Source organism: Streptomyces sp. NPDC104307 (genome assembly GCF_055584045.1).
This window is the reverse complement of sequence record NZ_JBVJMU010000005.1, coordinates 105,267-117,150: the sequence shown is the minus strand read 5'-3', so window position 1 is coordinate 117,150 and position 11,884 is coordinate 105,267. Positions and strand designations below refer to the sequence as shown.

The 11,884-nt window shown below is 72.4% G+C and carries 13 protein-coding genes; 9 read left to right on the top strand and 4 right to left on the bottom strand.

All coding sequences use genetic code 11. The features are described from left to right. The first annotated feature begins 139 nt into the window (after positions 1-139). The gene (locus ACZ601_RS15680; RefSeq protein ID WP_469537800.1) at positions 140-352 is read left to right on the top strand and encodes a hypothetical protein; all 213 of its coding nucleotides are present in this window, start codon (positions 140-142) and stop codon (positions 350-352) included. A gap of 46 nt (positions 353-398) precedes the next feature. Here ACZ601_RS15680 and ACZ601_RS15675 read toward each other — a convergent pair whose 3' ends face one another. Then, on the bottom strand, positions 399-1,319 hold the full coding sequence (locus tag ACZ601_RS15675; protein ID WP_469537796.1) for an SDR family oxidoreductase: 921 nt from the start codon (positions 1,317-1,319) through the stop codon (positions 399-401). Positions 1,320-1,456: 137 nt separating this feature from the next. Between ACZ601_RS15675 and ACZ601_RS15670 the strand changes: the two genes are divergently transcribed. From ACZ601_RS15670 to ACZ601_RS15650, 5 genes are all read left to right on the top strand, one after another. Then, complete coding sequence (locus ACZ601_RS15670) at positions 1,457-2,212, top strand: enoyl-CoA hydratase family protein (RefSeq protein ID WP_469537794.1); 756 nt, start codon at positions 1,457-1,459, stop codon at positions 2,210-2,212. A 14-nt stretch (positions 2,213-2,226) separates the two neighbouring features. Continuing rightward, positions 2,227-3,075: a CoA transferase subunit A gene (locus ACZ601_RS15665; RefSeq protein WP_469538504.1), complete on the top strand. Its 849-nt coding sequence runs from the start codon at positions 2,227-2,229 to the stop codon at positions 3,073-3,075. Then, positions 3,072-3,851 (top strand): CoA-transferase subunit beta, encoded by a 780-nt coding sequence (locus ACZ601_RS15660; protein ID WP_469537791.1) that lies wholly within the window; start codon positions 3,072-3,074, stop codon positions 3,849-3,851. The genes ACZ601_RS15665 and ACZ601_RS15660 overlap by 4 nt, the downstream gene beginning before the upstream one ends. A gap of 14 nt (positions 3,852-3,865) precedes the next feature. Continuing rightward, on the top strand, positions 3,866-4,924 hold the full coding sequence (locus ACZ601_RS15655) for an NAD(P)H-dependent flavin oxidoreductase (protein WP_469538502.1): 1,059 nt from the start codon (positions 3,866-3,868) through the stop codon (positions 4,922-4,924). 100 nt (positions 4,925-5,024) lie between these two features. Continuing rightward, entirely contained in the window at positions 5,025-6,011 is a 987-nt protein-coding gene (locus ACZ601_RS15650) for a DUF6215 domain-containing protein (protein WP_469537788.1), read from the top strand. Positions 6,012-6,035: 24 nt separating this feature from the next. On the opposite strand, the gene ACZ601_RS15645 is transcribed toward ACZ601_RS15650, so the two are convergent. The 3 genes from ACZ601_RS15645 to ACZ601_RS15635 are packed head-to-tail and all read right to left on the bottom strand — an operon-like array spanning position 6,036 to position 8,610. After that, positions 6,036-7,193, bottom strand: a complete 1,158-nt coding sequence (locus ACZ601_RS15645; RefSeq protein WP_469537785.1) for an acetyl-CoA C-acetyltransferase — start codon at positions 7,191-7,193, stop codon at positions 6,036-6,038. Between the two features lie 32 nt (positions 7,194-7,225). Next, complete coding sequence (locus ACZ601_RS15640; RefSeq protein ID WP_469537781.1) at positions 7,226-7,828, bottom strand: TetR/AcrR family transcriptional regulator; 603 nt, start codon at positions 7,826-7,828, stop codon at positions 7,226-7,228. Continuing rightward, positions 7,825-8,610, bottom strand: a complete 786-nt coding sequence (locus ACZ601_RS15635; protein ID WP_469537778.1) for an SDR family oxidoreductase — start codon at positions 8,608-8,610, stop codon at positions 7,825-7,827. The genes ACZ601_RS15640 and ACZ601_RS15635 overlap by 4 nt, the downstream gene beginning before the upstream one ends. A gap of 209 nt (positions 8,611-8,819) precedes the next feature. Between ACZ601_RS15635 and ACZ601_RS15630 the strand changes: the two genes are divergently transcribed. From ACZ601_RS15630 to ACZ601_RS15620, 3 genes are all read left to right on the top strand, one after another. Continuing rightward, complete coding sequence (locus ACZ601_RS15630; protein ID WP_469537775.1) at positions 8,820-9,995, top strand: acyl-CoA dehydrogenase family protein; 1,176 nt, start codon at positions 8,820-8,822, stop codon at positions 9,993-9,995. Continuing rightward, positions 9,995-10,981 (top strand): acyl-CoA dehydrogenase family protein, encoded by a 987-nt coding sequence (locus tag ACZ601_RS15625; RefSeq protein WP_469537773.1) that lies wholly within the window; start codon positions 9,995-9,997, stop codon positions 10,979-10,981. Before ACZ601_RS15630 ends, ACZ601_RS15625 begins: the two co-directional genes overlap by 1 nt. A 74-nt stretch (positions 10,982-11,055) precedes the next feature. Then, positions 11,056-11,844 (top strand): SDR family oxidoreductase, encoded by a 789-nt coding sequence (locus tag ACZ601_RS15620; RefSeq protein ID WP_469537771.1) that lies wholly within the window; start codon positions 11,056-11,058, stop codon positions 11,842-11,844. The last annotated feature ends 40 nt before the right edge of the window (positions 11,845-11,884 follow it).

Genomic DNA, 11,884 nt, shown 5'->3' with positions numbered 1-11,884 from the left:
TTCTCGTATCCGCCGGTCCGGCGTGCGACTCGTCGTCGACAGAGCCACACCCCGTGTGCCGCGCAAGCCGAGCCCTCGGTGCCCTGTGGGTGCCCCGCTCCGGTCTGCCCGGCAGCTTCGACTGGATGAGAGTTCAGAGATGTCCCCGCAGCGCCCCTCTTCGCCTCCCGCCATACCCCAGGAGTCGGTGATCCAGCAGGTGCTCGCCTGCTTCGATGCCTACGCCCGTGTCCACGGGACGCGCGACAGCATCCTGCCGGCCTCCCGGGTCACGCCCAGGGAGGAGCAGCGGGCCTTCGACGAACTCCGGCACGCCATCGAGCGGCTCCGCGACACCACAGAGGAGGACTGACCCGCCGGGGAGGGGGTGGCGACGGGGACGGTGTCCCGCAGCGGCCTCAGTGCGCCCCGTACACCGGTTGCGGTGTCTCGGCGGCCGCGAGCAGTCCGGACGCGGCCGCCCCCGCCTCGGCCGGGCTCCAGCGGGCGCCCGTGTCGGCGGTGGGACCGGGCCGCCACCCCTCCATCACGGTGATCCGCCCGGCCTCGGCCTCGAAGACCCGGCCGCTGACCCCGGCGCACGCCTCGGACCCCAGCCAGACGACGAGCGGCGAGACGTTCTCCGGGGCCATCGCGTCGAACCCTCCTGCCGCGGGTGCCGCCATGGTCTCGGCGAAGGTCTCCTCGGTCATCCTGGTCCGGGCGGCCGGGGCGATCGCGTTGACCTGCACCCCGTAGCGGCCCATCTCGGCGGCGGCCACCAGGGTCAGGGCGATGATCCCGGCCTTGGCAGCGGAGTAGCCGCCCTGGCCCACGCTGCCCAGCAGCCCGGCCCCGGACGAGGTGTTGACGACCCTCGCCGCGGGCACCCGCCCTGCCTTCGCCTCGGCGCGCCAGTGCGCCGCCGCGTGTTTGAGCGGCAGGAAGTGGCCCCTGAGGTGGACGCGGATCACCGCGTCCCAGTCGTCCTCTTCCAGGTTCACCAGCATCCGGTCGCGGAGGAACCCGGCGTTGTTGACCAGGGTGTCGAGGTGGCCGAAGGAGTCGAGGGCGGTCGCGACGAGCGAGGCCGCGCCGTCCGCGGTGGCTATGTCCCCGTGGTGCGCGACGGCCTCGCCGCCGGCCGCGCGGATCTCCTCGACGACCTGCTGGGCGGGGCCGGCGGCCGTACCGGAGCCGTCGGGGCCCACGCCGAGGTCGTTGACGACGACGTGCCCGCCCTCGGCGGCGAAGGCCAGGGCGTGGGCCCGGCCGAGTCCGCGGCCGGCGCCGGTGACGACGGCGACGCGACCGGCGCACAGGGCTGTCGATGAGGTCATGACGAGTGTCCTTTCGAGGGGCGACGAGCGGAACGGGGCGCTGGGGCCACCGAGTGGACCGACGCTCTCCCGTGGCGTCCGTATCACTGCTACGTTGAATCTAACAAACGTTTGGTGGAAAGGTAGCTGATCTGCTCATGGGTGTCTCCACCTCCGCCCCTCAAGAGGGCGTCGCCGTCGTCACCGTGGACTTCCCTCCGGTCAACGCCCTCCCCGTACACGGCTGGTTCGACCTCGCCGCGGCCGTGCGCGCGGCCGGGGCGGACCCGGACGTCCACTGTGTGGTGCTCGGCGCCGAAGGCCGCGGGTTCAACGCGGGCGTGGACATCAAGGAGATGCAGCGCACGGACGGCCCGGAGGCGTTGATCGGCGCCAACCGGGGCTGCTTCGAGGCGTTCGCGGCGGTCTACGAGTGCGAGGTCCCCGTGGTCGCCGCCGTACACGGCTTCTGCCTCGGCGGCGGCATCGGCCTGGTGGGCAACGCGGACGCGATCGTGGCCAGCGACGACGCGACCTTCGGCCTGCCGGAGCTGGACCGGGGCGCGCTCGGCGCGGCCACGCATCTGGCCCGGCTGGTTCCGCAGCATCTGATGCGCACCCTCTACTACACCTCGCGCACCGTCACCGCCCAGGAGCTGCACGGTCACGGCTCGGTGTGGAGCGTCGTCCCGCGCGCCGAGCTGCCCCGGGCCGCCGGGGAGCTGGCCCGGGAGATCGCGGCCAAGGACGGGTACCTGATCCGGCTCGCCAAGGCGGCCATCAACGGCATCGACCCGGTCGACGTACGCCGCAGCTACCGCTTCGAGCAGGGCTTCACCTTCGAAGCCAACCTCAGTGGCGTCGCCGACCGCGTGCGCGACACCTTCGGCACGGACAAGGAGCAGCAGACGTGACACAGGACAAGACGATGACGGCCGACGACGTCGTCGGCCGGCTGGAGAGCGGGATGACGGTCGGCATCGGCGGCTGGGGCTCGCGCCGCAAGCCGATGGCCCTGGTCAGGGCGGTGCTGCGGTCCGACGTCACCGATCTGACCGTGGTGTCGTACGGCGGGCCCGACGTCGGGCTGCTCGCCGCCGCGGGAAGGATCCGCAAGCTGGTGGCGGCGTTCGGGACGCTCGACTCGATACCGCTGGAGCCGCACTTCACCGCCGCCCGGCAGCGCGGCGCGTTCGAGATGGTCGAGCTCGACGAGGCGATGATGATGTGGGGGCTGACGGCGGGCGCACAGCGGCTGCCGTTCATGCCGGTGCGGGCCGGTCTGGGATCCGACCTGATGAAGGTCAACCCGGGTCTGCGTACCGTCACTTCGCCGTACGAGGACGGGGAGAAGCTGGTCGCCGCGCCGGCCCTGCGCCTGGACGCCGCCCTGGTCCACCTCAACCGGGCGGACATCCAGGGCAACGGCCAGTACCTGGGGCCCGATCCGTACTTCGACGACCTGTTCTGCGAGGCGGCCGACCACAGTTACGTCTCCTGCGAACGGATCGTGGAGACGGCCGATCTGCTCAAGGAGCACGGGCCGCAGACGCTGCTGGTCAAGCGGCTGTTCGTGGACGGGGTCGTCGAAACGCCGAACGGCGCGCACTTCACCTCCTGCGTGCCCGACCACGACCGGGACGAGAGCTTCCAGCGCGCCTACGTCCGGGCCGCCCGCGATCCCGGGGCCTGGCCCGCCTTCGTCGAACGGTTCCTGTCCGGGGACGAGGCCGCCTACCAGGCCGCCGTCACCGCGTTCCACCAGGAGGAAGCATGAGCGGCACCGAGTCCACCGGCTTCACGGCGGCGACCCGTGCGGAGTACTGCGTGTTGGCGTGCGCCGAGGCGTGGCGGGGCGCGGGCGAGATCCTCGCCAGTCCGATGGGTACCGTCCCGGCCATCGGGGCGCGGCTGGCCAGGCTCACCTTCTCGCCCGATCTGCTGCTGACCGACGGTGAGGCGCTGCTGACGGGCGACACCCCCGCGCTGGGGACGCGGGCCGCGAGCATCGAGGGCTGGCTGCCGTTCCGTCAGCACCTGACGCTCACCGCGACCGGCCGTCGGCACGTGATGATGGGCGCCAGTCAGATCGACCGGCACGGCAACCAGAACATCTCCTGCATCGGCCCGTGGGACAGGCCCGTGCGGCAGCTGCTCGGGGTCCGCGGCGCCCCGGTCAACACCCTCAACAACCCCACGAGTTACTGGGTGCCGAAACACTCGTCCCGGGTGTTCGTTGAGCATGTGGACATGGTCAGCGGGGTCGGGTACGAGCGGGCGGCGGCGGCCGGCCCCTCCGCGACCCGCTACCACCGGATCCCCGAAGTCGTCTCCAATCTGGGCGTCTTCGACTTCGAGACCCCGGAGCGCACCATGCGGCTGCGCTCGCTGCACCCCGGGGTGAGCGTCGAGGACGTCACCGGGGCCACGGGTTTCGCCCTCACGATCCCGGACCGGGTACCGCTGACCCGGGACCCGTCGGAGGCTGAACTCCGGCTGATCCGCGAGGTCATCGACCCGAAGGGGCTGCGCGAGAGCGAGGTCCCGGCATGACCGGGCCGGCGCCGCTGCCGACCGCGCTCACCGAACTGACCGGGGTGCGGTATCCGCTCGTGCAGACCGGCATGGGCTGGGTGGCCGGTCCCCGGCTGGTGTCCGCCTCCGCGAACGCGGGGGCGCTCGGCATCCTGGCCTCCGCGACGATGACCGTGCAGCAGCTGCGCGCGGCGGTCCGCGAGGTCAGGTCCCGTACGGACGCGCCGTTCGGCGTCAATCTGCGCGCGGACGCGGGTGACGCGGCCGAGCGGGTGCGGATCGTGATCGAGGAGGGTGTGCGGGTGGCGTCGTTCGCGCTCGCCCCGTCGAAGGAGCTGATCGCGCGCCTCAAGGACGCGGGCGTCGTCGTCATCCCGTCCGTGGGCGCCAGGCGGCACGCGGAGAAGGTCGCCGCGTGGGGCGCCGACGCGGTGATGGTGCAGGGCGGCGAGGGCGGCGGCCACACGGGCGACGTGGCCACCACCGTGCTGCTCCCCCAGGTCGTGGACGCCGTGGACATCCCGGTCATCGCGGCGGGCGGCTTCCACGACGGCCGCGGCCTGGTCGCGGCGCTCGCCTACGGGGCGGCCGGCATCGGGATGGGCACCCGCTTCCTGCTCACCTCCGACAGCACCGTGCCGGCGGCGGTGAAGGCGAAGTACCTGGCCGCCACCGTCAAGGACGTCACGGTCACCGACCGGGTCGACGGGATGCCGCACCGCATGCTGCGCACGGAGCTGGTCGACTCCCTTGAGCGTTCCGGCCGGGCCGCCGCACTGCTGGGGGCGGTACGGCACGCCTCCGCCTTCCGGAAGGAGACCGGTTCGAGCTGGCGCGGACTGATCCGCGACGGTCTGGCGATGAAACACGGCAGGGAACTGGCCTGGAGCCAGGTGCTGCTGGCGGCCAACACGCCGATGCTGCTCAAGGCCTCGATGGTCGAGGGCCGTACCGATATCGGGGTGATGGCCTCGGGGCAGGTGGCGGGTCTGATCGAGGATCTGCCGTCCTGCGCGGAGCTGGTCGAGCGGATCATGTCCGAGGCGCTGGCCGTGCTGAAGTCGCTGCCGGGGGCGGAACAGAGCTCCTGACGTACACGGATGAAGGGCAGTACGACGGAAAAGTCTGCACCAGACCGGAATTATGGCTTCCATCACAGCGGTTGTCGAGGCGCTCTGGTGAGATCACCGGATGCTCGGTCTCCTCCTTCGCCTCCTGCCCTTCTGGGTCCGCGAGCCTGTGTTCATCCTGGTCGGCTCGGTCTTCGGCGTACGCATCATGTATCTCGCCGCTCACGAACAGAACTGGACCGCCGCCGGCATCGGCGCGGTCTTCCTCGTGTTCACCGCGGTTCGCGTCCACACGGTGGTCCGTGCACTGCGCGCCCGCCGGAGCCCGGACCAGCCGGCCCCGGCGGGCGGCACCATGCCGCGACCGCAGCCGCAGCCGCAGCCCGGCGCCGTGCCCGCGACGCCGAAGAAGGAGCCCAACGCCTGGGGGCAGGCGTTCGCGGCCGTGGCTCTGTTCGGGGGGCTCGCGGCAGCGGTGTGGGTGGCTCCCCACATGACAGCGGACGGCGACAACAACGCATCGGCGCCCGCCGCCTGTTCGGGCAGCGAGGACGGGAAGCCGCCGAAGGCGTACGCCAGGACTCCGAAGGCCGCCACCGGTGCCGAACTGTGCGAGGCACTCAACCGTCCCGATCTGGCAGAGCTCATGGGAACGCCGGACGAGAGTGCGACCTCGGCCAGCGGCACCAGCGGTACCGCGGCCCTGACCAACGGGAGGGTCGCCGAGCCCGAAGCCCAGGTCGAGTTCGACACGTACACCGTGAACCTCTCGGCCACGTACAACAAGCTGTCGGTCGCCCAGTACGCGAAGATGAAGAAGGCCGTAGGTGACGACAACAGGACGGACACCATCCTCGGCCGGCCTGCGGTCTTCTCCTCGGATCCCACCATGAAGTTCGAGATCAACCTCGGAAGCAAGAGTTCCAGCGGGCCCGTCGAGGAAGGCCCCCTCGCCAGGACGCTGACCGTGGCTCTCGACCGGAAGGACACGGGCGGCTACTACGACATCACCGTATGGAGCAAGACCGGAGCCCTCCCCGACGACGGGGTCCTGCTCAACATCGCTGAGGAGGTTCTTCCGGCGGTCCCGGACCGGGCGGCCCGATGAGTCAGCCGGCCCGGCCGGGACGTATCAGAGGCGTTCGATGATGGTGACGTTGGCCTGGCCGCCGCCCTCGCACATGGTCTGCAGGCCGTAGCGCCCGCCGGTCCGCTCCAGTTCGTGCAGCAGGGTCGTCATGAGCTTGGTGCCGGTGGCGCCGAGCGGGTGGCCGAGCGCGATGGCACCGCCGTTGACGTTGACCCTGTCGGGGTCGGCGCCGGTCTCCTTCAGCCAGGCCAGGACGACCGGGGCGAACGCCTCGTTGATCTCGACGAGGTCGATGTCGTCGATGGACATCCCGGCCTTCTTCAGGGCGTACGCCGTCGCCGGGATCGGTGCGGAGAGCATCCGGATCGGGTCCTCGCCGCGCACCGAGAGGTGGTGCACGCGGGCGCGGGGGGTCAGGCCGTGCTCCGCCACACCCCGTTCGGAGGCGATGAGCAGCGCGGAGGCGCCGTCGGAGACCTGCGAGGAGACCGCGGCGGTCAGCCGGCCGCCCTCGACGACCGGCTTGAGCCCGGCCATCTTCTCCAGCGAGGTGTCCCGGCGCGGTCCCTCGTCCACCCGGACGTCCCCGTAGGCGACGGTCTCGCGGCCGAAGCGGCCCTCGTCGATGGCGTGCAGGGCCCGCCGGTGCGAGCGCAGGGCGAACTCCTCCATGTCCTGGCGGCTGATGCCCCACTTCTCCGCGATGAGTTCGGCGCCGTGGAACTGGTTGACCGGTACGTCGCCGTAGCGGGCCCGCCAGCCCACAGAGCCCGCGTACGGGCCGTCGGTCAGCCCCAGCGGTTCGGCGGCCTGGCGGCTGGCGAAGGCGATGGGGATCATCGACATGTTCTGGGTGCCGCCCGCCACGACCAGGTCCTGGGTGCCGGACAGCACGCCCTGGGCCGCGAAGTGGACCGCCTGCTGGGAGGAGCCGCACTGCCGGTCGACGGTGGTGCCGGGCACCTCCTCGGGAAGGCCCGCGGCCAGCCACGCGGTGCGGGCGATGTCGCCGGCCTGCGGGCCGACGGTGTCCAGGCAGCCGAAGACGACGTCCTCCACGGCCGCCGGGTCGACCCCGCTGCGCTCGATCAGCGCCTTGATGACGTGGGCCCCGAGGTCGGCGGGGTGGACGGCCGACAGCCCGCCCTTGCCCCGGCCGACCGGAGTGCGTACCGCGTCGACGATGTAGGCCTCGGCCATGACTGCTCCTTCGTAGCAAAGTTGATGGCTTGTCAGGCACGTGGGGTGATGCCTTCCAGGACCATGGACAGGTACTGGCGGGCGATCTCCTCCGGGCTGTGGGTGCCGCCGGGGCGGTACCAGGAGGCGGCGACCCAGACGGTGTCGCGGACGAAGCGGTAGACGAGCCGGACGTCCAGGTCGCCGCGGAAGGCGTGCTCGGCCACGCCGCGCTCCAGGGTCCGCAGCCAGGCGTCCTCGAACTTGGCCCGGGAGTCGGTGAGGTAGGCGAATCGGGGCTGGGCGGAGAGCCGGCCGGACTCCTTCTGGTAGATGGCGACCGCCGGGCCGTGCCGGTCGATCTGCCGGAAGGACTGGGTGACGAGTGCCTCGATGGTCGCGCCGGGCCCGAGTCCGGCGGCGAGAACGGTGCCGTAGCCCGCCCACAGTTCGTCCAGGAAGGCCGAGAGGATCTCGTCGAGCATCGATTCCTTGGAGTCGAAGTGGTAGTAGAGGCTGCCCGCGAGCAGTCCGGCCTCGTCCGCGATCCGGCGGACGGTGGTGGCGTTGTAGCCCAGGGCGGCGAACACCTCGGCGGCGGTGGCCAGGAGTTCGGCGCGTCGTTCGGCGTTGGCGTTCGCGGCGATCGCGGTCACGCCCTCTGGCTGCTGACGGAGACGGTCTCCCCCGTCATGTACGAGGAGTAGCCGCTGGCCAGGAAGACGATGACGTTGGCGATCTCCCAGGGTTCGGCGTACCGGCCGAAGGCCTCCCGTTCGGTGAGTCCGGCCAGCAGCTCCGGGGTGGTGACCTTCACCAGGTGCGGGTGCATGGCCAGGCTCGGGGCGACGGCGTTGACGCGTACGCCGAAGTCGGCGGCCTCCAGGGCGGCACACCGGGTGAGGGCCATCACTCCGGCCTTCGCGGCGGCGTAGTGGGCCTGGCCGCGCTGGGCGCGCCAGCCCACGACGGAGGCGTTGTTGACGACGACGCCGCCGCTGTCGCGGTCCTTGAAGTGGCGCAGGGCGGCGCGGGTGCAGCGGAAGGTGCCGTTCAGGGTGACGTCGAGGACCTTCGACCACTGCTCGTCGGCCATGTCGACGAGGTCCGCGGTGCCGCCGAGTCCCGCGTTGTTGACGACGATGTCGAGGCCGTCGTGGCGCTCCGCGGCGAAGCCGAACAGGGCGTCGACCTCGTCCTGGTCCGTGACGTCGCAGCGCAGGGCGGCGACGTTGTCGGCGCCGAACTCCTCGGCCAGGGCGGTGGCGCTCTCCCCCAGCCGGCGTGCGTGGGCGTCACCGATGACGATCCGGGCGCCCTCCTCCAGGAACCTGCGGGCGGTGGCGCCGCCGATCCCGGCGCCCGCGGCGGCGGTGATCACGGCGGTGCGTCCGGCCAGGAGCGAGTGCCCCGCTACATAGGGCGGCTGGGTGGTCACGGGCGACTCTCCTTGGGCCGGTGCGGAACTCCTCGACGGTGCTCATGGAAGTACGTTAATCTACCAAACACTTGTTAGGGAAGCAGGGGCCGATGTCCGCTGCCCATGACGAACCGGTGCGCTACGAGGAGCGGCGAGGCCTCGGCCGACGCGCTGGGCGGCATGGATATCCGGGCGATGAAGAAGGCGATGAAGGAGGCGGGTGCCTGATGGACCTCGATTTCGACGCGGCCGACGAGGAGTTCCGGACCGAGGTGCGCGACTGGCTGGCCGCCCATGTGCCGGCCGTCCCCCTGCCTTCCCTGGAGACCCGCGAGGGATTCGCCGCCCACCGGGAGTGGGAGGCCACCCTGGCCGCCGACCGCTGGTCGGTGGTGTCCTGGCCCGAGGAGTTCGGCGGGCGCGGCGGCTCACTGCTGCGCTGGCTGGTCTTCGAGGAGGAGTACTACGCCGCCGGGGCGCCCGGCCGGGTCAGCCAGAACGGCATCAATCTGCTGGCCCCCACTCTCTTCGAGAACGGCACCGCCGAGCAGCGGGCCCGGATCCTGCCCCCGATGGCCAGCGGCGAGGTCATCTGGGCGCAGGCCTGGTCCGAGCCGGAGTCCGGCTCGGACCTGGCCTCGCTGCGCTCGACGGCCGTACGCACGGAGGGCGGCTGGCTGCTCAGCGGCCAGAAGACCTGGTCCTCGCGGGCCGCCTTCGCGGACCGCGCCTTCGGTCTGTTCCGCAGCGACCCGGCCGCGGACCGGCCGCACCGGGGACTGACGTATCTGATGTTCCCGCTGGACGCCGAGGGGGTCACCGTGCGCCCCATCGGGCGGCTCGACGGGAAGCCCTCCTTCGCGGAACTCTTCCTGGACGAGGTGTTCGTCCCCGACGAGGACGTGATCGGTGAGCCCGGACAGGGCTGGCGGGTCGCGATGAGCACCACCGGGAACGAACGCGGACTCACCCTGCGCAGTCCGGGCCGGTTCACGGCCGCCGCGGACCGGCTGACCGCGCTGTGGCGCGAACACGGTGATCCGGCCGATACGGCGCTGCGCGACCGGGTCGCCGACGCCGTGATCGGGGCCCGCGCCTACCGGCTGTTCTCCTACCGGGGCGCCTCCCACGTGCTGCACGAGGAGGGCGGGCCCGCCGGGGCCGCCTCCAGCCTCAACAAGATCTACTGGTCCGAACTGGACATCGCCCTGCACGAGACGGCCCTCGACCTGCTCGGCCCGTACGGCGAACTCGCCGACCACGCGGACGAATCGCCCGCCGACGGGGCCTGGGCCGAGGGCTACACCTTCTCCCTGGCCGGACCCGTGTACGCGGGCACCAACGAGATCCAGCGCGACATCATCGCCGAGCGGCTGCTCGGCCTGCCGAAGGGACGCCGGTGATGCGCTTCTTCCTTGACGCAGAGCAGCGGGAGTTCGCCCGCTCCCTCGACGCCCTGCTCACCGCCGCAGGCACCCCGGCCGTGATCCGGTCCTGGGCCACCGGCGACCACGGCCCGGGGCGGGCCCTCTGGACACGGCTGGCCGAGGCCGGGGTGTTCGCCCTCGCGGTCCCGAAGGAGCACGAGGGATTCGGCCCGCTGCCGGTCGAACTCGCCGTCGCCTTCGAGGCGCTGGGACGCCACGCGGTTCCCGGGCCACTGGTCGAGACGGTGGCCTCGGCAGCGCTGCTGGACCGGCTCGGAGACCCGGACACGGCCGCCGCCCTGCTGCCCGCCATCGCCTCCGGCACGTCCCTCGTCTCGCTCTGCCTGACCTCGCTCGGCCCGTACGCGCTGGACGCGGACGCGGCCGACGCGGTGTTCGTGGTGGACGGCGACACCCTGCGCCTCGCCGCCGGTCCCGGTCCCGTGCAGCCGTCGGCCGATCCGGCGCGGCGGCTGTCGCGGCCGTCCGGCGGCGCGGTCGTCGCCCGGGGGCCCGAGGTGACCGCCGCGGCACGGTACGCGGCCGATGTCGCCGCGCTCGCCACGGCGGCCCAGGCACTCGGGGCCGGCCGCACCCTGCTCGCCCGTACCGTCGCCCACGTCAACCGGCGCACCCAGTTCGGGGTGGCGATCGGCTCCTTCCAGGCGGTCAAGCACCGGCTGGCGGACACCCTGCTGGCCCTGGAGTTCACCGAGCCGCTGCTGCACGGCGCTGCCCTCGCGCTCGCCAACGGCGACGACGGGGCGGGGCGCGAGATCGCCGCGGCCAAGGTCACCGCGGGCGAGGCCGCGTACCGGGCGGCACGCACCGCCCTCCAGCTGCACGGCGCGGTGGGCTACACCGACGAGCTCGACCTGTCCCTGTGGATCCGCAAGGCCCGCCCGCTGCGCGACGCCTGGGGCACCCCGGCCGCGTGCCGGGCCCGCGTACTCGCCGGCTGACCGCACACGCGGGAGACCAGCCGGATGAGGCCGGCGACCCGCTGAATCCCGTCGGACAAGAGAGGCCTCACCTCATGGACAGCGAAAGCCCGCTGGACTTCACCGGGCGCGTGGTGCTGGTCACGGGCGGCACCAAGGGCATCGGGGCCGCCATCGCCGCGGCCTTCCTCGGGGCCGGGGCGGACGTGGTCGTCTGCGGCCGCACCACCCCGGACACCCTGCCCTGCGCCGGAGGCCGGGAGGCCGTCTTCCGCGCCGCCGATGTGCGCGACCCGGCGGCGGCGTCCTCGCTGGTGGACGGTGCGGTGGAGCGCTTCGGCCGGCTCGACGTGCTCGTCAACAACGCGGGCGGCTCTCCGGCCGCCGACGCGGCCACCGTCTCACCGCGCTTCGTCGAGAAGGTCGTCGCGCTCAATCTGCTCGCGCCCTTCTACGTGGCGCAGGCGGCTAACCGCGTCATGCGGGACCGGGGCGGCGGCGGCTCGATCGTCAACATCGGCAGCGTCTCCGCCCACGACCCGCAGCCCGGCACCGCCGCCTACACCGCCGCCAAGGCCGGGCTCCTCGCGCTCACCAGGGCGCTGGCCCTGGAGTGGGCGCCGGCGGTCCGGGTCAACCACATCACCACCGGGCTGATCCGCACGCCGAGCGCGGCTCCGGTCTACGGCGCGGACGGCGGCGCCTCGGTGGCGGGCGTCATCCCGATGGGCCGGATGGCCGTGCCGCAGGACGTCGCCCGTGCCTGCCTGTTCCTCGCGAGCGAGCTGTCCGGCTACGTGACCGGGGCGGATCTGGCGGTGCACGGCGGCGGGGAGTTCCCGGCCCGCTACCTCGCCGCGAAGGCGGCGAGCGAACCTGGGTGAGGACATGCGCGCCGCCCCTGTTCCGCCGCGCGCCCCCTCC